Below are 21994 nucleotides of genomic sequence, written 5' to 3'. Positions count from 1 at the left end.
TGTTGTTGTACAAAACGGGCCAGAGCTCCGCTTAATTGTTGCATGTGTGTTCATTCCTCTCTGCTTGCAGGAGACTTAAATACGCCTTTTTTCAGAATTCCCTACATATTATCTGTTTCTAATATATCATAATATGGAAATAAAGAACATATGCTTCTATATTTAAGCAGTACGATTAATTCATTATGCAGCCTTATTGATCCAGCCAGATTAATATTACAATATAGGTTGAAATGGATAGATTATTTAAAGAAGGGATGGCGACATGTAACTTTAGGAAAAAGCCTTACCTATGCAAGGAGGAAAAATGTCATTTTCTAAAATATACGACTATAAACTAAGAGCTTATTTCAACGAACGCATTTCTGATTTAAATCATGAATATAAACGATACAGATGATATTTCGTTGGTGCGCTGGCATGATTTATTTAATGGGCCATCATTCGTGCTAATAGACCATGATTTTCTAAACGAAGCTGACGCTGAGCGTCTGATTAGATTGCTATCATTAGCTTTTAATGTTTTCGATATCTTATTATCAACATCAAGATTCGCATCTTAGAGATGAATCCTATGGATTTGAGATTGCCCAAGACAGGGTGCTTTTTCTTCATCATCTTTTATTTGAATTGGGTTTAGGTGATGATATCTATGAACGTCTAACGATTGAAAATAATAAAATGATGTTCAAAATGGAAAACTCACAAAAATGTGATTTGCACATGCTTATTGATGTTTTGCATGAACATATTCACAAAAGTAAGATGGACATGGATATACAAGCAGCACTGGAAAAGATTAAATGCTTACAAGGCCAATTAGTCAATTTTATTATGGGCAGTCATGATTTATATGATTTTCAATACGATGATTTCAATAAGCCTTCGTAGATGCAAAGATATTTATGAGGACCTATAGCTCTGATAAAAATAGGATTTTCCAGGTTCTTCTCGACTGTGTGAATGAGTATCAATCTCCAACAGAACAGTTAATTTCCCATTTGATACTAATGAATTATTCCTATTTTGTACTCAAAAGAAAGAAATCCGGGCGAGATTACATACTTTAAGGCATTGTGTAAGAAAAGGCCGGGATTCTTTATGAAAGTATTAGCTGCATTGCTTGAAATCAGATTTTTTATCGATCAAGCAAGCTTTGCAAACGAACAGTATATCCTGAAATACCGCCAAAGGTGTGTTATAAGATAACAGAGTATGGAGAATCTTTTAGTTCTGTTTTCGAGGTGATTGAAAAGTGAAGGAAAGAACGTCAACGACGTTAAATCCTTGGTTGGGAAGAGGCATTAAGTGACATTTGTTGCGACACTACATCAGGCCAAATGCAAAAAAAGACTAGTGACCAGGAGTTTTGACATCATGAAAAAACAGTTCAGTATTGAACTCGCTGCTCCTTCGGATCTGGAGGCGGCGGATCTCGTTTTTGAAAGTTCCATATCTGTGGCATTTGAACAGGAGGGACTGGAAGCCTTAATCGACGACATGCAGCAGGAGATTGAGCACAAAAAGCGGTTGCTGCGTACATCTTTGTCAGCTTTGAATTCGGACTTGTTCTTCCTGATGGCCAAACATAACCATAACGTCGTTGGAACGATCTCTTATGGCCCTTGCGGAGAAGCTATCAGGAAATGTACCAACGATGAACTCGGACATGTGGGGACATTGGGAAGTTTATATGTGCTGCCCGGTTACCAAGGACAAGGAGTAGGCTCGACGCTAATTCGGGCTTTGATGACCAGGCTGAAGGAAATGGAAGTTACGCATTTTTGCCTGGATAGCGGCTTCAAAATAGCCCAGACCAAATGGCTACGGAAATTTGGCGCACCCTACACCATTGCGAAGGATTATTGGGGCAAGGATGGAGATCACATGGTGTGGCTATGTGAAGTGCAGGATTTTTTATAAGAAATGGAGTGAAAACCGCCTGTCGCTCAATTCTTGACCTGTACCAGAGATGAATGTGAGCATATGGTGACATAAAGAGTTCAACCTGCCATCCTGATGTGCACTCGTTTATAATAGTAAAAAAAGGGACAAGGAGATGAACTCAAGATGAAAAAAATAACCTTGATAGCTACGGGGTTAGTTGCGGTTGCCATAGGGACATACCTGATTGCAGGGAATGCCCAGCGAGAAGAAGCAGATAACCAAGGGGCGTCAAATATCAAGCAATTGGTGCATGATTTCAGTACAAGAAAGGCAACGGCCCAGTCCGCTTCCATCACTTCCAGTCAGTTGAGCATAACAGAGGATGGTACCACAACAAAGGCCTACGCTTTGCCTGATAACGAGTTTTTCCTTTCGATAGCCCCATATATGGAACAGACTCACCCTTGTGCAACCCATAGCCTGACCGGTTGTCAAGGTGAAATGAAGGATGAAGAGTTCAGTGTAACGATTCACGATTCTGATGGAAATTCAGTCATGAATAAAACCTCAATAAAATCCCAGCCCAATGGATTTATTGATCTATGGCTGCCGCGTGACAAAACCTATAGCGTTACGGTGGAGCATGAGGGGAAAATTGCAAAATCCAAAATCTCCACGTTTGAAAACGACGATACCTGTATTACCACGATGCAATTGGGTTAACGCAATAAATTCAAATCTATATCCGGATTCCTGTGTGCAGGAAAGGGACTGGGAATGCTTACAAAGCTCTTAACATTCGGAAAATATAACGACACCAGGCACCAACTACCCCGTGGTAGGAGTGCCTGGGTCAGCGTTGCGCTGAACCGGAAAGCAAAGCATGTCAGTGTTTCCGTTGACCATTCGACACTGTCTTTTATCATTGACAAAATTGTATTTCTCCGTCATAATTCAAAAAAATGATAATGATTATCATTATCTATAAAATGTACATACACGAGGAGAATATGTTCTATGAAGAAGGGTTTGAGCGGGATTTTAGTGTTGCTGGTTTTTGCGCTTGTTCTGGCAGGCTGCGGAGCGGCAGGCAATGTATCGGATACAAGTCAGGCGTCAACTTCCGGCAGCACACCAGCCGAAGCAGCGGGACCTGTGAAAGTAAAGCATAATCGTGGCGAGGTCACACTCGACCGGCCAGCACAACGTGTTGTTGTGCTGGAATGGACATTTACGGAGGATATGATTGCGCTGGGTGTTCAGCCCGTTGGTAATGCGGATAATGCTGGATACAAGCAATATGTGACTCCAGAGGCGGCTCTGGACAGCAGCGTGACCGATGTGGGAACACGCAACGAGCCCAATCTGGAGGCGATTGCTGCATTGAAGCCGGATCTGATCATTTCCAATGCTGATGGAAATGAAGCTATCTATGATCAACTTAGAGCCATTGCACCGACAGTCGAATATAGTCTGAATAGCGGTAACGGCTACGATCATGACAAAATGGTAGAGATTTTCAACAACATCGCGGTCGCTCTTGGAAAAGAAGACAAAGCGAAGCAGGTGCTGAAGGAGTTGGATCAGCATTATGCGGAAGCCAAAGAAAAGCTCGCCGCTGCTGGTAAAGCGGATTTCCACTACATTCTGACACAGGCGTTCACTTATCAAAATGCGGCCAGCCTGCGCATGTTTTCGGATAACTCGGTGGTCGCCGGGACACTGGCGAAGAGCGGGCTGATTAACGATTGGAAGCCGGACAAGCTTGAACAGTATGGTTTTTCAACCGTTGGCATTGAAGCGTTGTCTGCCGTTCAGGACAGCAACTTCATCTATATTGTGCAGCCGAACGATGATGTTTTCGGAGCAGCGCTGAAAAATAATTCGGTCTGGAACGGCCTGAATTTTGTCAAAGAAAAACGCATTTATGCATTGGACAGCAAGACATGGACGTTTGGCGGTCCCATCTCATCGAAAGCGCTGGTTGATCAGGTTGTTGCGGCGATTACGAAATGAGCTAGGTCCCAGTATTCCGTCCGGTTTAGAATCGGCATAGTCTCTAAAACCGCAGCACAAAAAGCCCGCGTCTCCCGCGGGCTTTTCGCTGTATCCTCTTACTCACTCCTCGCCAGCTAAACCCGTCGCTCCAGCTCCCTGGGTAGCACCTTACATTACTAAACCCAGCTTCATTCATGGCCAATAGATTAGGACAGGTGGATGCGCCTGGAGCAGTGGCAGTAAGACGAAGATAGCAAAACTTTAAATTGTGTATACTAAAAACCTATTAAAACAACTGCAAACTTCCGACATATTATCTAAGAGCTTTTCGCTCAATACTCCTCGGGGGGATGGCAGCATGTCACAAAATATTAAAAAGCGCGTATTCAGATCATCCAGCATTGCGAACACATTAGCCATTGTGTTGTTAGTCATTATCGTTGTCGTCTTTGCAACCTTGGGGACGTTCATGTTTGCAAGCACGCAAAGCATACTTATCAAGCAGCAAGAGGCCATGCTCCAGACGAAGACGCAGGCCATCGTCAGTCAATTCGATGCGTTGTTTAAGGAAAAGGGATCGCTTGTCAAACAAATGTCAACGAACAACCTTTTTCAGCAATACATAGAAACAACCCAATCGTCAGAAATGGTGAAAACTTCTCCATATGCTGCGGAAACAGAAGCAACTCTGGCAGCCATTGTAAAGGCAGAGCCATCTTTTGCCGACGCCTGGATTGCAGGAATATCTGGCAAAGGCTTCTTTCTTCAGAATGATGGTGCTGCTTCCAAACCGGATTACGATATCCAAAAACGTCCGTTCTTCAAGCCAGCTGTTGAAGCAAACGGTTTATACTACTCGGATCCCTATATTGACGTCGCTACGGGTAGTGTGCTCATGGGTATTTTCTATCCGATCAAAGATAACAGTAACCAATTAATTGGATTTGCAGCAGCTGATATTGCCTTCAAAGATATCCCTGCCCTTATGCAAAGCTATTCGCTTGGAAGCACTGGTTATTCGATTCTTGCATCCAAAACAGGTGATATTTTGTATCACCCCGATCAGACTAAAGTGTTGAAAGAAAAGATTAACGAAAGCACAGGTGATCTTGGGGAGATCGGAAAGAAAATGATTGCCGGCGAGTCCGGAGTACAGCTGATTAATGACAATGGAGAACGTCGTTATATCGGGTATGCAACCAGTAAAGATACCGGGTGGTCCGTAGGCTTAACCATTTCTGAGCAAGAGGTGCTCACAGAATTAAAAGCCTTTACTTGGCTTACCATTGGCGGTTTTGCCGCAGCCACCATTCTGCTGGTTGTGATTTGTTATATAACGCTCCGTTATCTGTTGAGATCGATACCGAAGTTGCTCGCAAAAATCAAGCTGATTGAAAATGGAGATTTAACCGTTCAGTTTGATACGCATTCCAACAACGAAATCGGGCAAATTTCTCAAGGAGTTTACACCATGGTTCAAAAAATTCAAGGCATGCTCCAAATGGTGGGTGGCTCAGCTCAAGTCTTGAATCAGTCTTCTCACGATCTGCAATCCATATCTTCCAGAACCGCGGTCACGATGAACGATACTGCAACAGCAATCAATGAAATTGCCAATGCGACGAACTACCAGTCCATCGAAACGGATAACATTTTACAAAAAACCGGAGCATTATCCGGCCAAATTGACGAAATTGCCAATGATGCCAAAGCCATCGAAACGATGGTGCAAATCTCTGCTGAGCAAAGCGGACAGGGGCTTGCTGTAGTAGATCAGTTATCCAGATGGGCTGAAGAAAATCACAATTCCACACAAGCGATGTCGTCTATTATTCAGGATATTGATCTGAGCCGTCATGAGATTTCGAGCATCGTGGATACGGTCAACCAAATTGCAACGCAGACCAACCTGCTGGCACTCAATGCTTCCATTGAAGCTGCACGTGCAGGAGAACAGGGCAAAGGGTTTGCTGTTGTTGCCGGGGAGGTTCGCAAGCTGGCTGAGCAGACGGCACTGGCGACACAGGAAATCTACAAGAAGGTACGTGTGATTGAAGAAAAAACCAGCGTATCGGTTGAGCATACGGCTCACGGCCTGAAAATTGCAGAAGAAAATGCCAGATCGGTGAAGAACACCAAGCAAGTATTCTTTAGCATTAACAAGGATTTGGAAGATTTGAAATTGCGAATGATCCAGATTAGCAACAACACCTCCAAAGTCCACAAGCACAAAGATGAGATTTTGCAGGCGCTGGAAATAATCTCTTCCACCACGGAGGAGAATTCCGCTTCAACCGAAGAGGTTAGCGCCAGCACGCAGGAACAATTGGATAGCATCGAGCAGGTTGCTGAACTATCCAAACAATTAAACCAATTGTCCAATAAGCTTCAAGACGAATTAAAACAGTTCAAGGTTGAGTAACAAGTCTATTAGGCATGATTTTGACTAAATATTCAGCAAAGCCCGCGATCAGCGCGGGCTTTTTAGCTTCAACAGCTGTTGTGGGGTAGAGGGCATGGTAGCTGGTGCGGGATACAGATAGATTAAACGTATAAACTGAAATTTAGCGGGGTGAAGATATGAATTGCTTTGAAAAAAATATGGTGTCCGTCTGGTACGGTCACTTTGCCTCTGATGATGAGTTATTTGAATATGTTGAGATTAAATACCCGGAAGATGAGAATGAGGATGTTTTTAGCGATTTTTTAAATGACCATGAAATAGATGATTTTGACGAAGATTTTGCTGAAGGAGTCTTTCTGATGGATGGGGCAGATAATGGTATAAAAGATGTTTCCTTTGTTGATTCTTTTTTATCTCCACTATTACATGATTTGAGTAAAATAGATGGCAAATATAATTCGTTGTTCTTTATATATGATTGTAATACAAGCGGTCTATCTGAAAAAAATGGCGACAAAATGCGCTTTTTAACGGCTTATCCTTATTGTATTAACAAATGAGAAACAAATAATCAGGCTCATCTTTTGTTTATGTGGGGAGTAGAGCGAGTTCCAATTGGATAGCTACTGAACCTGAAGCTGGAGTATCTGTTGGAGAAGGTGGCGGCAGTGCTATGGGATGATGTGACGGAGGAACTGGACAAATAAAGGTAAGACATTTTATGATAATGTAAATTGGACTTAATGGATCAATAATTTACTCTGAAAGAATCAGGGACTTGAGATGAATATCCATCTTAAGTCCCTTTTTTTGTGCAAAATTAGATTTCCAATTTTTTGAACGGCTGATATACTAAGGAGGCAAGTGAGATGAAGATAAACCTACTTTATCGGGATGAAAAAACGATCAGCGTACGCTTGGAGCGATACGGAGTCAAGGAGCGGGAAGGGATTCGATCCATACCAGGCAGGAAATGGGTTCCAGACGAAAAAATCTGGGCGATTCCGTACAGTATCTCGGCTGTAGAAAGCCTGTTGGAGGCGTATCGGAGTTGTAAGTTCGAGTACGACGAGCGCTTGAATAAAGAACTACCGTACATCCGGGAATGGCTGGATCGACGGGACACGCTGGCTAATGCGGTTCCCTCTTCTTCGGAACGAGGTGAATGGAATCCGGATCAGCGGCAAGAATTGCGCGATGCATTGGTAGCAAGGGGGTACAGCAGCAAGACGATAAAAGCTTACATATCGCAAACGGAACGCTTTTTCGCCGATTTGCAAGGGACCGAAGCAAGCATAAATGATGCGGTGGTGCAAAAATATGCGCTGGTGCTGCTCGAAAAAGGTCTTTCGCACGCTTATGTTAACCAAGCGATCAGTGCGTTGAAATTTTATTTTCGCCATGTGCTAAAGCAGCCCAAATCCTCCGCCTATGTTCGTCCGAAAAAGGAGAGTAAACTACCGGATGTGCTGTCCCTGAATGAGGTCATGCGTCTGTTGAAAGTAGTGAAAAATCCAAAGCATAAGGCTATTCTGTACCTGACGTATACATCCGGGCTGCGGGTAAGCGAAGTGGTGAGGTTGCGTCCTGAAGACTGCGACCATGAACGGAAAGTGCTGAAAGTCCGTCAGGGAAAGGGCAGGAAGGATCGGCAAACGCTGCTCTCCGAAGCGGCTTTTGCGGTGGTCGAGCAGTACATAGGGGTGGAGCGGCCAGAAGACTGGCTGTTTCCAGGGCAGAGGGAAGGCCGCCACCTGACGGAACGTTCAGCGCAGAAAGTGTTTGAAAAAGCGCTGGCTGAAGCGGACATTCGCAAACAGGTGAGTATCCATTCGCTAAGGCATTCCTTTGCGACCCACTTGCTGGAGAATGGGATTGATCTTCGCTATATTCAGGAACTGCTAGGGCATCAGAGTGTGCGAACGACGGAGCGGTATACACATGTGAGCAGACGGGACATTGGGCGGATTCAAAGTCCGTTGGATCGGATGGGCGGGCTGGAGGATTGAAACGCAGAGAGTGCGGGAATAAGGAGCAAAGTGCAGGTTCACGAAGTTCGTGAATATGACGAAGAGAGCATTCTTTCGGAAGTTCGTAAATAAGACGTTATACGACAGAATCAAAATGAAAAAGAGCCAGCAGGCTCTCAATCTAGAGATATATGTAATTCGTTATGCAGGTGAAGAGCGTCCTTAAAACCTTGCAAATAAATTTCACGTTCTAAAATAGATTGAACAGAAAAGCTCAGCATCATCGTAAAGGAATAGGGTCTTCTGTATATTCTCCGGTACTCCTTCATGTAACTGTTTGAAGTAGAGATTCCGTTCGGATGAGAACTGGTTGTAGCTGGAGTTGTTTTTGATAAGCTCGCCATATAAAGATTCAATTCGAGTATGAATCAGTGAATCAAGTAAGACTTCTAAAGAATTATGCATTTTGAACACCATTCAATGTATTTGATTTTATGAATAAAAGTTCAACTTATTAAACATAATTTTATCATATCAAATAATTAAGTCAATACATGTTGAAGATGTTTTTGATAAAGGAAATATACTTTCATATAATTAAAGAAAAATTCACTTGATGTGTGAAAGGAATATCAGATGATTAGTTATAAACCTTTTCAAAAATTATTGATCGACAGGGAGATTAAGAAGCAGGATTTATTGAAAATGACAGGTATTTCGTCTGCTACAATGGCGAAACTCAATACGAATGAATATGTATCATTAGAAGTGATTGATAAATTATGTACAGCTTTAGGTTGTCAACCCGGGGATTTATTGGAGCACATAGTGGAGAAATAACCGATTAGGTTAAAGCACCAAGAATGATGTTGGTTAATCGAAGAAGTGATTCCGTCGTATAACATAATATTCAAGCAGCGGCTCCGTTGGAGCCTTGGTCTGCGGAAGGATTTTCGAAGAGGCATTTCGGCAGACAACCCCTTCGAGGTTCATGAATACAGAAACGTTATACGAAACCCCTTAAATCCAAAAAAGGACATGAAAATATATGGATGAACACTTGAAACCTAATAGGGCAGAGCTTGAATTCTTAAATCTAGCGTACAATAGTTTTTATGATATTTTTGATGAAATATTTGAAGACTCATTTTGGGAGAAGGATGCTTATTATCGGTTCTCAAAAGTCAAAGATGCTTTTACAATCTATGCTGAATTATTGAATTATGAACCAATTAAGTGGGTAGTTGAAGAGATGAAAAAACGAAGACCTCCTTTGGAAGCCGAAATTGGAAGTGAACTATTTAAGTTTGTAAGAAATCTGTTTGCTCATTTTCCATTCTACAAAAATTGGGATGAAGTATGGGTAAGTAAGACACTATGTAATTGGGTTAGAGAGGGACAAACAATTGATCGATTTCTTAGGAAATATACTGGTCGTACTGAAGTGAAGTATAGATTCTGGGAAGCAGATAAAAAGAAAATGACATATTTAAGCATTAGGTTCTCAGATCAGTATACAGAGAATACAAGAATTTATTTAAAGGACATTTTAACTGAAACTGAAGGTGTCAAATTTTCTTTAATATTAATGAAGCAAATAATAGATACACAAGTGATCAAGGAATGATATGTAGACAATTCAAAGAGAAAGGGGCCTCGTATAACATTATATTCACGCATCGGGCATACGCCCTCGGTCCGGCAGAGGGATTTCGGGGAAGTAGAAGCAGCCGGACACACTTGGCATTCGCCAAGCGTCGAGAATACGGGAACGTTATACGACAGAATCACAAAAAAATATAAGATTACTTACAAAATGAACGGAGTAACACAATGAAATTAACAATGTATAATTTACTTAAATGCGGTTTTTTTTCAGATAATCTGCCATCTAAGATATTCACAAGTATAGAGTTAGCAGATTTTATAAAAAGTCATCCAGCTACAGTAAGTTCAAACTTAACTAATTTAAAATCTAAAAAGATTGATTTCACCCCTTGTTTGTTTATTTCAAGTTATAAAAGCGATCTTGAAAGAAGAATCATAGCTCTTCCCCATATAGATTTGTATTCTATATTGTGTGAAAACATTGAAAAGCACAGATTAGTTATAGAAAATAAGTTTAAACAAAATGAACACTCATATTCCAATATTATTTTGCCAAATCAGGTAAAAGGCTACAATGTTTTTTCTAGATTTATGAAAAATTATTATGATAGAACAATTTATTCTGCTGGTTATAAGTATCTTTTGAATATTGATCTAAGCAAATGCTATGAGAATATTTATACACATAGTTTAACTTGGGCCTTGTATGGTAAGGAAGATTCGAAAAACGAACTAAAAAAATCACCGAAACAAAGAGATACTAAGTATTTGGGCTATGATGAATTTGATAAATTAATCAGGTCTATAAATAACAATGAAACTAAGGGCATCCCGACAGGTCCTCTGAGTTCCCGAATAGTGTCGGAGATTATCTTGTCATCTATTGATGAAATATTGGATCAGGAAGGATATCATTTCAAACGTTATGTAGATGATTATAATTTTTATTTTCGTAATGAAAGCGAGATTAATGAGTTTATACCTCATTTTCAGAATATCCTGTATGATTATAAACTGCATATAAATACAGAAAAAACTGAAATTAATAAGTATCCATATCAACTGAATCAGGACTTTGTCAAAGTTTTAAGAGAACATGATTTCTCTAAAGATGGATATTTGAAATATATTGAAAAAATGATAGAACTACATCAGAATAATAACAAAGGAGTTTTAAAGTATGGACTAAAAATCTTGAGTAGCCATAATATTGCTAATAAAGAGAAAGGACTTGTTTTTTCTCATTTAGTGAATATAATTCTTACATTTCCTAACATGGCGGAATATGTACATAATATAATTCTAAAAAATAATTTTGCTTTTGATAAAAGTATACAACGTAATATAAATGATATATTGGAAAGTTGTCTTAAGTACAAGCATGAACTTGAAACTATATGGTTAATTGCGGTGATGTGTTCTCTCGATATGAATATTGAAATCAATAATCTTGTAAGTATTATCAATTATTCCGAGCCGCTCTCTACGATAATGGCTCTAGATTATATTGAAAAGAAAAAATTAAACAGAGAAAGTAAAATTCAGACTTGTATCAATGATTTGAAAAGAAGATTAAGTAATGAATCTATTTATGGGGATAAGTGGTTATTGATATACGAAATTAATAGAAACAATTGGATTAAAGGGTTGAAGCAGATACTAAATCAAAGTTTACTGTTGAAAGATGCCTTAAATAATGATGTGCGCTTTTACTTAAGTCCTATTAATTGAATAGATCTTATACACGACGTAAGCTCAGTATAGAGTAATTCTAAACGTACTTATAAGTGTCTCTTCTGATGATTTTAATGTATTAATCATATGTTGTTCCTCCATTGGTTAACTATATAGAGTTATTATATAACCCTATATAGTTAATTTTAAGGTGAATATTTTGACTTGATAAAGTTAAAACTTCGCTTTTCGTTGATGATTGCTGGTATGAAAGATAAGATAGAATTATGGAGGGGAAAAGATGAACGTAATCAAGTGCAATATACGAGAACTCATGGCAGAACATCGAATAGATGATATAACAGAATTGATGGCTAAATCGGGCTTAAGTCGGAATTCAATCAACAAGCTGTATAGGGAAACGAATATAGAAACAACAAAATTGGAAACCTTATTCAAGCTATGCGATACATTTAACTGCAAATTATCAGATTTAATTGAATATATTCCTGAAGAAAACCAATAGTCAAGGCAGATTAGAGAAGCGATGTACAGCGGTAGTAAAGGCGGAACTACTGGTTGTGGAACGAATACCAATGAACATTCTGATTATTGTGTAAACATTAGTGCTAAAAATGGTTGTAAGAACTAGAATAGTGAAAACATCAACTGTCCTTTGGAGAATCTTAGGGCAGTTAATGTTTTTTGAATAATTTTAGATTTGTTTTGTAAGATTTTAAAGTTCTCATGTGTTTAATAGCTTAGTAATAACAAGAGGATCTTACGACCCTCTACATACCAAAATTTTGAAATTCACTAAAGAGTTGCAGAGCATCTTTGAAACCTTGTATGTAGATACTTCGTTCTAGGATGGATTGCAGAGAAATTTGAGCGTCTTCGTAAAGAAAAACCGTATGTTGAAGTTGATCGGGTAAAGCTTCACGAAGTTTTTTAAAATATTGATCTGTCTCCGAAGAAAGCTGATTGTACTCCTTATGATACTCTAGAAGCTCAGTATAGAGTAATTCTAAACGTATTCTTATAAGTGGCTCTGCTAATGATTCTAATGTATTAATCATATGTTATTCCTCCTCTTGTTAACTTTATAGAGTTATTATATAACTCTATAAAGTTAAATGCAAGGTAAATATTTGACTTGATAGAGTTAAAACTTCGCCTTTCGTTGATGATTGCTGGTATGGAAGATAAGATAGAATTATGGAGGGGCAAAAGATGAACGTAATCAAGTGCAATATAAGAGAACTCATGGCAGAATATCGAATAGATGATATAACAGAATTGATGGCTAAATCGGGATTGAGTCGGAATTCAATCAACAAGCTATATAGGGAAACGAATATAGAAACAACAAAGCTGGAAACCTTATTTAAGCTATGCGATACATTTAATTGCAAATTATCTGATTTGATCGAATATGTACCTGAAGAAAACCAATAGTGAAGGCAGATTCGAGAAGTGATACCGTCGTATAACATAATATTCAAGCTGCGGCTCCGTTGGAGCCTGGGTCTGTTGGATGGATTTCGAAGATGAATTTCCGCAGACAACCCCTTTGGGGTTCATGAATACAGAAACGTTATGTGAAATCATCGCAAAGAATAAGAAACTGACTTCACAAATCTTCTATATTGAAATTTATCAGAGGTGAACTGTAGACATGATGAACTTTACAAGTAGATGTCCTTCAATCATTAATCGAATGCAATTGCGTAAATGTATAGCGTTATTAGGGGAAGAGTATAATAGTTTGCCATACCATATCTATTTATATAAAGATCGACTTGAACTTGAGATTGAAATGCATGAAGCCCCCAATATGTTAGAAGACTCGTATAATACAATTTTAGGTAATGAAGTGGCTGTACCAATTGGTATTTGTCTTGATGACATTCAAATGATTAAGATATTTCCTTTTAATTTAGATGATACTGAAATTGATGTGATTAAGTGTAAGATCATCTGGTATGTTTTTCATGAAATTCGTCATGCATGGCAAAATTCAAGGCATATTTATACTGAAGACAACATTGACCTAAACACAGAAAACATAAAAGAATACTATGAACATGAGTCGGAGAGAGATGCGAACTCATTCGCTGATAAAATGTATGCAAGTAATGTAGAACATATATTAAGAATTCTTGAGGTCAATAGAGGTATTATGATCGATTCTAAGAGTTTTTATAGACATAAATAATAAGTTTAAGTTTATTCGAGGCAGGCGCTGGCATTACATAGCACAGTATCTACGCTGCGGACTGTTCGGCCCTTGGTTTGTTTGAAGCAGTAAGCGGAAGAGTGAATCATCTCACAATCTCAGGAGGCCAAGTCCGTCGAACCAGGTGCATTTGCTCCTTAACCCCCTCGGGTTCGTAGATACAAGAGCGTTATGTTAAATCATCAATAAAGAATAGGGAGGTATGAGATGGCTAGTTTCATCTGGGGAAGAGATCCTCAAGAAGCTTATAAAAATCCTTATGAATACGAAGCTCAGAACCAGTTTTACAGAGAAGCGAGTGAATTGTTGAGATTATTGATTGAGCACATGACAAAAAAATCAGGTACATATACACGTGACGACCAAAGTGCTGAAAAGGCTATTTGGATGTTATCTCTTGATTCTTTAGAATCTTTAATTGATTGCCTTGATTTACTTAGAGATAAAAAGCATAGGATTGCAGGTAGGTTATTTCGTGATGCTGTGGAAGCAATGGATACAGCCTCTTATTTTAATTCCAATGATATAAAGAAAGATAAGTATTTAAGAGACTGGTACAAAGATAAAGTAATACAGAATAGCATTTACAGAAACTACATAAAAGAAAATGATGAACAGGAGTGGGAAACACTACAAAAATATTATAAACAATTATCCAAAATTAATCATAGAACATATAGATCATTAGCATATTCTTATTCATTAGGTAGTAGTAAAAGGCTGATATATGAAGGTAGATATGAGAGCGGATTAATGGTTCCTCCTCATGTGATAGCAATGTATTATGCTTTGCTTGGTGGCTTAATCAGTCATTTCATAATAAGAATAATTGATTGCAAATTGATTTCTGTTGAAGAAGTAGATAGATTTTGGGATCACGCTTTGGAAGAGGAAACTATAGAAAGAAGATTTGCTACACCAAAAGAAGTATTTGAAAGATTTATCAAAGAAGCTGATGACATCACATAACATAATATTCACGCTGCGGGCATTCACCCTTGGTCCGGCAGGAGCCGGACACCCAGCATATGCTGGGTCGTGAATACAGGAACGTTATAGGAAATCAGCAAAAGTAATTAATTGATGAATTAAACTAACGGGCAGTTATGCTTAGTGGAAATGAGCAAAAGCAGCCCATCCTCTGACGAGGAACGAGCTGCTTATTACTTTTCTATCTCTTTTTCCATCTTGGAGTACCTATTCCCTCAAAATTGAGGTTTTTACAGGGCTATTATTCAAGTGCTGGAAATTACAAATATGGTATTATGTCCTCGTTTTAACGGCTAACCCACTAAACGATACAGGCCCAACAACATCGGCTCTTGTATTTGCAGTAAGGTTTTCTGCTGTGACTGTGTAAACATGGGCACCGGCTATTACATTTCTATCTTCCGCCTGGAACGTAACTGCATAATTTTGTTCAGAACCAGCAGATTCGATACCTTGTTGGGTGTTGAAAATCTCTCTTCCATCGCGGAAGATTCTAAAGAGTATTTGCGCAATGCCAGTGACACCTCGAACACCCACAGTTGCTACTAAATCTACCCGATTAGGTTGAGAATTGACTGGAATACGTAAAGTGATTGTTGCAAGGCGAGATCTTGCTGGTGAACGTCGGATAATAAATGAGTTTGCTAAGTTGAATCTACGGCGCGGTTGTACGGCAGCTTTATCGAGAATACGTACCAAAATATCAACTCCTCTTGTTTGATATCTCCAAGATATGTTAGACACAAAGAGAATGATTGGACAATTATGTAAGATGCTTTGATTTGAATCAAATACATTATGAACAATGGTAAAGAGCAAATTACAGGTGGTGGTGAATAATTGTAAGGGGACGTACAAGAAATCCTAACCTACTACGTACTTCATGACTGTAACGTTACTAAATAATTATTATCCACCAGGAGCGCCTCAGCAGACATAGAATGACGTTAACGGGAAACGATAGTTAAAAAAATGATTTTGTATTTCGAAGAAGGCGCTGACATCCTATAACATAATATTCGCGCTGTGGCCGTTGGCCTTGATCTGCTAGGAGTTTTTTCGAAGAAGAGGAGTCAGGCAGATACATCCATTCCCCTAAGATAGGAACTATCTAAGAGAAATGGACGTAGCGAATACGAGAACGTTAGACGTAATTCCTAAAAAAATAATTAATGAACTGACTATAAGATCATTTCAATTAGGGGAAGATTCGTAATGATTATTAAACCAAATGACTTTAATGTGAAAGAACTAAAATATCGTATTAGATCTACAGCAGTTGAAGATGCAAAAAGCTTGTCTGAACTACGATTACAAATTGATAGCGAGACAGAAAATATGGACAGAGAAAGTGGAGAAGAATTTATTGACGCCTCCGGATTTGAGGAGATAATTAAAACAGATCAAGAGAGTCCAAGGAACCTATTCTTAGTTGCTGAAATTGAAAATCGCATTGTTGGTTTTTCGCGGTGCGAAGGAACAAATTTAAAGCGACTATTGCATAAAGTGGAATTTGGAATATGCGTACTAAAAGAATTTTGGGGATATGGAATTGGAAAGAATCTATTAAGAGAGTCTATAATATGGGCTGATTCAGTTGGTATACAAAAAATGGTATTGAACGTGTTAGAGACAAATGAGAACGCAATAGAATTATATAAAAAACAAGGATTTGAAATTGAAGGAGTATTAAAACATGATAAGTTGCTTACTGATGGTAGACTATACAGCAGCATTGTAATGGGTAGATTTAAAGAAAAATAAAACAAATGTTAGCAATTCATAGGAGTCAGGAACTACGCATAACATAATATTCAAGCTGCGGCTCTTATGGAGCCTTGGTCTGCGAGATGGATTTCGGGGAGGGATTTCAGCAGACAACTCCTGACGGGGTTCATGAATACAGAAACGTTATGCGAAACCTCAGTAAATTAAATAGGGTACATGGAAGTGAGTTGATGGAGGGACCAATCATAACTTGTATGAGTATAGGCGTTTATGCTCATGCACTTAGAAGAGGCAATAAATACATCGTAAAAAATGAGGACAGGGATAAGTATAGAATCATTGGAAATCACGGGAAAGCAGTTTGGATATCAAAAGCATTTTTTATTGAAGGAAATATAGAAGTGCCTTATTTAGAAACATGGAAGTTTGAGGATGATCCAAAGGAGTTTGATTTGGTGGAGGTGACCCTTACTTTTTCGGATGGAAGTGAACGGTGGAGTTTGGTGACAACCCCTCAAAAATTAGTGAATTACTTTAAAAAAGAAATGGAATCACCAGGATTTAATATTAAACATCTAATTATAACGAAAACAATGGACCACGACGATATTGAAAAAACATTGAAATATTTAGAGGTAAATGATGGATTAACAGAAGCAAGCAAACCTTTGGAACGTTGATTCGGAGAGGACAGAGGAATTGCATAACATAATATTCAAGCTGCGGCTCTTATGGAGCCTTGGTCTGCGAGATGGATTTCGGGGAGGGATTTCGGCAGACAACCCCTGACGGGGTTCATGAATACAGAAACGTTACGCGTAATTACTGCAATTCTAAAGAAGAGAGGAGAAATACAATGGATCAAATCAAATATCCGATTGGTCAATTTCAACACAAAAACAATCTTTCAAATGATGAAATAATAAATCTTATTAAACAAATTCCTGAACTAATTAAGCGATTAAATACATTGCTGATTGGTCTCGAACAATACCAGTTGGAGACTCCGTATCGGCCGAACGGTTGGACAGTAGAGCAGGTCATACATCACTTAGCTGATAATGATATGAATGCGTACCTGAGATTTAAAAGAGGATTAACTGAAAATAATCCATTAGCAAACACATATCGAGAAGATTCGTGGGGAGAATTAATTGATTACAAGAAGTTGCCCGTAGAGAATTCGCTATCACTTATTGAAATATTGCATCATCGCTTTTTAGTGTTGCTGAAAGAACTTAGTATAGAAGAGTATAAACGGACTATACAAACCGAAGTATTAGGAATAATTACATTAGAGACAGCTATACAAAGATTTATTTGGCACCACAAACACCATGCATCCCAAATCGAAAACCTAATAAGAAGAGAGAAATGGAAAGACATATAAGAAAGAGGGTAATTGTAAGGAGTTCAAAGATGGCAGTAACAACGCATAACATAATATTCAAGCTGCGGCTTCTGATGGAGCCTAGGTCTGCAAGATGGATTTCAGGGAATCATTTCAGCAGACAACCTCTTCGGGGTTCATGAAAACAGAAACGTTATCAGAAATCTGCGTAAAGATGGTGAAATAAATGAAAAGAGGCATTTGCTTTGAAATTCCAAACTCATATGGCAGCTTTCTTGGAGAAATATTAAAACCAATCGGAATAACTTCCTTCAATTGGTTTATTGGAGGAGAGGAATCTTATTTAATAGTTGATGATAAATTAGGAGATAGTCTTTTTCCAGAAATGATGATTGGAATGAAAGGAGAAGAACTAAAACAGATTATTGAAAATAAGAAGTACTACTTAATATTTGCGAATTTAAAGGCGTATCCATTAGAAACAAAAATAATTGATGTAATGTCATATGAAGAATATTTATTGAGTGAGTGCCAATTAGTTCTCCTTGTGATTGATAGTGTGTACATAGCAGTCTATTGTAAAGACCATAAAAAACTTGAAGATTTATATGAACACATAAAGAGACAGGGATTTGAATCTCTTGAATATATAACTGATGAAAATGATACAAGGACAAGACTATCTATTTGGTGATTAAAACAAAAATTGATTTTTGCGCTTCTTTCTATTCAATAACAATATGTTCCCCACATTAATTGAAGGTGGTGGTGATAAAAGAGTTTATAAAATTTCTACTAATACAAGTGAAAAGATTATACTTACAAGGATTACAGGATAGCATTCTGCTCGCGGTTTCCTTGCTGAGTAAGTCTATAGTCTATAGGGGCAGAAGGCGAAAGTGAAAGGCCAAATGCCCATCAAGCGCGAGTCTGTAAAATATATTGTGTAAACTCTCAAACCCATTAAAATGGAAGTAAGAGAAAGGTTGGGGAGAACACATGGGACTTTGGTCAAAACAGCAACTTCGGGAATTCATTAAAGAGAACAATCTGGTAACCGCGCAAGATGCACAGAATGCGTTAAAGGATCTATTTGCAGAGACGATTCAGGAGATGCTGGAAGCTGAAATGGATACCCACTTGGGCTATGGAAAGCATGAAGTGAAGGCGAAACTCACTCCAAACAGTCGCAATGGAAAGAGCCGTAAAACGGTAGTCAGTGAGTACGGCGAACAGGACATCGCCATTCCTCGGGACCGCCTGGGTGAGTTTGAGCCCCTGGTCGTTAAGAAGCATCCATCGAATGTAACGGGCATCGAAGAGCAAATCATCGCCCTGTATGCCAAAGGGATTAGCACTAGGGAAATCCAGGATCATCTGGGACAGATGTATGGCATTGAAGTCTCCCCTACGCTCATTTCCAATGTCACGAACAAGATTGTGCCTCTCATTAAAGAATGGCAGAATCGACCTCTGCAAGGCGTCTATGCGATCGTCTATCTGGATGCGATCCACTTTAAAGTCAAGCAAGACGGGGCCATTATCAACAAGGCCGCCTACATGGTCATTGGCATCGATCTGGACGGAAACAAGGATGTGCTGGGCATGTGGATTGGTGAGAATGAGTCCTCCAAGTTCTGGCTAAGCGTACTGAATGAGCTTAAGAATCGCGGGGTTCAAGACATCCTCATTATCTGTGTGGATAACCTGTCTGGATTCTCTCAGGCGATTGCAGCCTGTTATCCCCAAACCGAAATTCAGAAGTGTATTATTCACCAAATCCGCAGCTCCACCCGTTACGTGTCATACAAGGACATTAAGAAAGTAACAGCCGACTTAAAGCCCATTTACAAGGCAGCTACCGAGGAAAGTGCCTTACTTGAACTTGACCGTTTCGAGGAAGTTTGGGGAGCCAAATATCCCCTGATTATCCGTTCTTGGCGGACCCATTGGGACGAACTTGCTACCTTTTTCAAGTACCCACCTGAAATCCGCAAACTCATCTACACCACCAATATGATCGAGAGTTACCACCGTCAGCTTCGTAAAGTGACGAAGGGAAAGAGCATTTTCCCTACCGATGAAGCCCTACTTAAAATGCTCTATCTGGCCACCGTCGATGTCACTCGAAAATGGACAGGCCGTGTCCAAAACTGGGGGCAAATGCTACTCCAGCTTTCGGTCTTTTTCCCCGATTCGGGTCGGTCAACACTTGCGTTAGATTCGCGTTTTCCCCCTCGGGGGAATCTATGCTTAAAAGAGTTTACACAAAATTATTGACAGACCCTCAAGCGCAGCGATCTTAAACTAAACCAAAACAAGCCGAAGCGACAAAAACACACGCTTCGGCTTGTTTTATATTTGTTTCTTATTTTTATCCCTTACTTCCCACTCACCGACTTAAACCATTCATTCACTTCTTGCGTAATCTGGTCACCGCCATTGGATTTCCAATTGGCTACAAATTGGTCAAAGGCATCGATCGGCAGCTTGCCGTAGATGATTTTGTTGAAGGTTTCCATTTCGGACTGGCGAAGCAGGTTCCATTTGGATACCATCGTTGGTGTCGCAGCACCGGTGAAGTAGTTTTGCTTGCGAATGTCTAATTGCGACATGACTACCTTGGCTGCGGCCCAGTTTTCGGGTTTGCGGAACTCGGCCATTTGTTTCTCATAAGGGGTTTCTGGCGTTTTCCCATCAGCCAGTTTAACGAGTGTCTTCATGTACAGATTCGGGATACGTGCGGGACCAGTCAGGAAAGGAAACTCATTGGAGAAGTCTTTAATCTTCTTTTTATCACTGGTCGGTTGTCCGTCCACGATGTCCCAATCGTAGCCTTTGGCGAAGCCGTATTCATATTTACTGCCAGCGGCCGGGTTAGCCAGGTTATCGAGCAGATAGTTATAGTACAGGAAAATGGCTTCAGGATGCTTCGCGTCCTTGTTAATCATAATACTGGCGTTGACGCCGGCGTTCTGCCATTTCGTACCGATGAGTCCATCTGGACCTTTTGGGACTGGATAAGCTTTAATTTTCGCTCCAGGCACATTCTTCAACAGATCGGGGGCTGGCCAGTCTGGAATCCAGTTGGATCCGGGCAGAATACCTGCGGTGCCTTTCGTCCAGCTCTCCGCAGATTTACCTTCATCCCACAGGGCGGAGTCGGTATGAATATAGCCTTTTTCCATCCACTCACTAAGCTTCGCGAGTGCCTGCTTTGCACCTGGATTAATGGAGCCGTACTCCAGATTGCCATGGGCGTCTTTGTTCCACTGCTCCTGGACCGTGCCGTATGCTCCGAATAACCAATCGAGTGAGCCCATCCAGGTGTTTGTATTATTTTTCAAGGAAATTGCGAGTGGAAAAACTTCATTAGGTGCTAAGCCATCCGGGTTCTCGTTCTTGAATTTATCCATGATATTTTCAAGATCCGCGATGGTTTTGGGAGCTTCCAGATTCAGCTTTTCCATCCAATCTTCCCTGAGCCACAGCAGCGTGTCGTCATTATCTGTGTATTCCAGGATCGGTATATTGTATTTCTTGCCGTCCTTGGTGAAAGGGTACCATAGCTCCGGATGCGCTGCCGCGTGGTCTTTCAGAATTTTATTTGCATACTTGTCGAACAACTCATCGATGGCAATGAATTGACCGGAATCAATAAGTTGATTGGTCAATACCGCATTGGTGGGTACCGAAACGAAATCAGGCAGCTTCTCGCCAGAGGCAATGGCCAACTGAAGCTTTTGCTTGTATTGATCATCATTGGCCGGATACCAGGTATCTTTATGCTTCATGCCCAGCGTTTCCAGCATCCACCGATCGTGAACGTTATTTTCTTTGGTGTCCCCTTGAACATATTTCTTCGGCATCAACACCGAACTGAACTCAATGGGTGGATCGTATTTCCCTTTTGCAAAAGCAGCTTCTGCTTCGGGTGAACCGACCGCCGCCGGCGTATTATCGTTCGTGGCATTCTCATTGGATGTTTCGCCACTGCCACAGGCTGTAATTGTGATAAGTGCGATGACCATGAGCAGCGACCACCATGCTTTGAATTTGATCATTCTTCAATCCCCCTACGGTGTATGATCTTTACAAGTGTAACTGTACCAAGTCGGCGGGGATGGCATCTATATGAGTTTTTT

General features: G+C 39.9%; 23 protein-coding genes and 1 pseudogene. 20 read left to right on the top strand and 4 right to left on the bottom strand.

Going from position 1 to position 21994, the window contains the following annotated elements; all coding sequences use genetic code 11:
• Positions 1–519 precede the first annotated feature (519 nt).
• The 8 genes from ABIA61_RS09240 (at position 520) to ABIA61_RS09205 (ending at position 8298) form a co-directional block, all read left to right on the top strand.
• The gene (locus ABIA61_RS09240; RefSeq protein WP_404580612.1) at positions 520–891 is read left to right on the top strand and encodes a hypothetical protein; all 372 of its coding nucleotides are present in this window, start codon (positions 520–522) and stop codon (positions 889–891) included.
• A gap of 302 nt (positions 892–1193) precedes the next feature.
• Positions 1194–1259 (top strand): hypothetical protein, encoded by a 66-nt coding sequence (locus ABIA61_RS09235; protein ID WP_404580119.1) that lies wholly within the window; start codon positions 1194–1196, stop codon positions 1257–1259.
• A 118-nt stretch (positions 1260–1377) separates the two neighbouring features.
• A complete protein-coding gene (locus tag ABIA61_RS09230; protein WP_404580610.1) occupies positions 1378–1923 on the top strand; it encodes a GNAT family N-acetyltransferase in 546 nt (181 codons plus the stop codon).
• A 147-nt stretch (positions 1924–2070) separates the two neighbouring features.
• A complete protein-coding gene (locus tag ABIA61_RS09225) occupies positions 2071–2610 on the top strand; it encodes a CueP family metal-binding protein (RefSeq protein WP_404580608.1) in 540 nt (179 codons plus the stop codon).
• 294 nt (positions 2611–2904) lie between these two features.
• The gene (locus ABIA61_RS09220; protein WP_283652687.1) at positions 2905–3903 is read left to right on the top strand and encodes an ABC transporter substrate-binding protein; all 999 of its coding nucleotides are present in this window, start codon (positions 2905–2907) and stop codon (positions 3901–3903) included.
• 340 nt (positions 3904–4243) lie between these two features.
• Positions 4244–6307 carry a methyl-accepting chemotaxis protein gene (locus tag ABIA61_RS09215; RefSeq protein ID WP_404580607.1) on the top strand — a complete coding sequence of 688 codons (2064 nt, stop codon included), beginning with the start codon at positions 4244–4246 and terminating at the stop codon, positions 6305–6307.
• Between the two features lie 158 nt (positions 6308–6465).
• Positions 6466–6849, top strand: coding sequence for an immunity 22 family protein (locus tag ABIA61_RS09210; RefSeq protein ID WP_149093863.1), 384 nt, complete (start codon positions 6466–6468; stop codon positions 6847–6849).
• A gap of 309 nt (positions 6850–7158) precedes the next feature.
• Positions 7159–8298, top strand: coding sequence for a tyrosine-type recombinase/integrase (locus ABIA61_RS09205; RefSeq protein WP_404580606.1), 1140 nt, complete (start codon positions 7159–7161; stop codon positions 8296–8298).
• Between the two features lie 137 nt (positions 8299–8435).
• Here the strand turns inward: ABIA61_RS09205 and ABIA61_RS09200 are convergent.
• A pseudogene (locus ABIA61_RS09200) lies at positions 8436–8724 on the bottom strand (hypothetical protein).
• A 171-nt stretch (positions 8725–8895) separates the two neighbouring features.
• Here ABIA61_RS09200 and ABIA61_RS09195 point away from each other — a divergent pair.
• The 4 genes from ABIA61_RS09195 (at position 8896) to ABIA61_RS09180 (ending at position 12067) form a co-directional block, all read left to right on the top strand.
• Complete coding sequence (locus ABIA61_RS09195; protein ID WP_404580604.1) at positions 8896–9099, top strand: helix-turn-helix domain-containing protein; 204 nt, start codon at positions 8896–8898, stop codon at positions 9097–9099.
• A 208-nt stretch (positions 9100–9307) separates the two neighbouring features.
• Entirely contained in the window at positions 9308–9886 is a 579-nt protein-coding gene (locus ABIA61_RS09190) for a hypothetical protein (protein WP_404580603.1), read from the top strand.
• A gap of 206 nt (positions 9887–10092) precedes the next feature.
• Complete coding sequence (locus ABIA61_RS09185; protein WP_010345207.1) at positions 10093–11598, top strand: RNA-directed DNA polymerase; 1506 nt, start codon at positions 10093–10095, stop codon at positions 11596–11598.
• A gap of 244 nt (positions 11599–11842) precedes the next feature.
• On the top strand, positions 11843–12067 hold the full coding sequence (locus tag ABIA61_RS09180) for a helix-turn-helix domain-containing protein (RefSeq protein WP_404580602.1): 225 nt from the start codon (positions 11843–11845) through the stop codon (positions 12065–12067).
• A 265-nt stretch (positions 12068–12332) separates the two neighbouring features.
• On the opposite strand, the gene ABIA61_RS09175 is transcribed toward ABIA61_RS09180, so the two are convergent.
• Complete coding sequence (locus tag ABIA61_RS09175; protein WP_404580601.1) at positions 12333–12620, bottom strand: DUF6809 family protein; 288 nt, start codon at positions 12618–12620, stop codon at positions 12333–12335.
• Between the two features lie 154 nt (positions 12621–12774).
• On the opposite strand from ABIA61_RS09175, the gene ABIA61_RS09170 reads away from it, so the two are divergent.
• The 3 genes from ABIA61_RS09170 to ABIA61_RS09160 all read left to right on the top strand — a co-directional run bounded on the left by ABIA61_RS09170 (position 12775) and on the right by ABIA61_RS09160 (position 14749).
• Positions 12775–12999 carry a helix-turn-helix domain-containing protein gene (locus ABIA61_RS09170; RefSeq protein ID WP_010345211.1) on the top strand — a complete coding sequence of 75 codons (225 nt, stop codon included), beginning with the start codon at positions 12775–12777 and terminating at the stop codon, positions 12997–12999.
• Between the two features lie 220 nt (positions 13000–13219).
• Entirely contained in the window at positions 13220–13759 is a 540-nt protein-coding gene (locus ABIA61_RS09165) for a hypothetical protein (RefSeq protein WP_023989624.1), read from the top strand.
• Positions 13760–13987: 228 nt separating this feature from the next.
• The gene (locus ABIA61_RS09160; protein ID WP_404580600.1) at positions 13988–14749 is read left to right on the top strand and encodes a hypothetical protein; all 762 of its coding nucleotides are present in this window, start codon (positions 13988–13990) and stop codon (positions 14747–14749) included.
• Positions 14750–15043: 294 nt separating this feature from the next.
• On the opposite strand, the gene ABIA61_RS09155 is transcribed toward ABIA61_RS09160, so the two are convergent.
• The gene (locus ABIA61_RS09155) at positions 15044–15469 is read right to left on the bottom strand and encodes an exosporium protein C (protein ID WP_075154545.1); all 426 of its coding nucleotides are present in this window, start codon (positions 15467–15469) and stop codon (positions 15044–15046) included.
• Positions 15470–15985: 516 nt separating this feature from the next.
• Here ABIA61_RS09155 and ABIA61_RS09150 point away from each other — a divergent pair.
• The 5 genes from ABIA61_RS09150 (at position 15986) to ABIA61_RS09130 (ending at position 20129) form a co-directional block, all read left to right on the top strand.
• Complete coding sequence (locus ABIA61_RS09150; protein ID WP_404580599.1) at positions 15986–16534, top strand: GNAT family N-acetyltransferase; 549 nt, start codon at positions 15986–15988, stop codon at positions 16532–16534.
• Positions 16535–16620: 86 nt separating this feature from the next.
• Positions 16621–17178 carry a hypothetical protein gene (locus ABIA61_RS09145; protein ID WP_404580598.1) on the top strand — a complete coding sequence of 186 codons (558 nt, stop codon included), beginning with the start codon at positions 16621–16623 and terminating at the stop codon, positions 17176–17178.
• Positions 17179–17354: 176 nt separating this feature from the next.
• The gene (locus tag ABIA61_RS09140; RefSeq protein ID WP_404580597.1) at positions 17355–17888 is read left to right on the top strand and encodes a YfiT family bacillithiol transferase; all 534 of its coding nucleotides are present in this window, start codon (positions 17355–17357) and stop codon (positions 17886–17888) included.
• Positions 17889–18075: 187 nt separating this feature from the next.
• Positions 18076–18543: a DUF2691 family protein gene (locus ABIA61_RS09135; protein ID WP_283652650.1), complete on the top strand. Its 468-nt coding sequence runs from the start codon at positions 18076–18078 to the stop codon at positions 18541–18543.
• Between the two features lie 305 nt (positions 18544–18848).
• On the top strand, positions 18849–20129 hold the full coding sequence (locus tag ABIA61_RS09130) for an IS256 family transposase (RefSeq protein WP_404580596.1): 1281 nt from the start codon (positions 18849–18851) through the stop codon (positions 20127–20129).
• Between the two features lie 101 nt (positions 20130–20230).
• Here ABIA61_RS09130 and ABIA61_RS09125 read toward each other — a convergent pair whose 3' ends face one another.
• Complete coding sequence (locus ABIA61_RS09125) at positions 20231–21913, bottom strand: type 2 periplasmic-binding domain-containing protein (RefSeq protein ID WP_404521431.1); 1683 nt, start codon at positions 21911–21913, stop codon at positions 20231–20233.
• Between the last annotated feature and the right edge of the window lie 81 nt (positions 21914–21994).

The organism is Paenibacillus sp. RC21, from assembly GCF_044907935.1.
GTDB classification, from domain to species: Bacteria; Bacillota; Bacilli; order Paenibacillales; family Paenibacillaceae; genus Paenibacillus; species Paenibacillus terrae_A.
The sequence above is the reverse complement of the archived record's forward strand: the minus strand, read 5'-3'. Positions and strand labels throughout refer to the sequence as shown.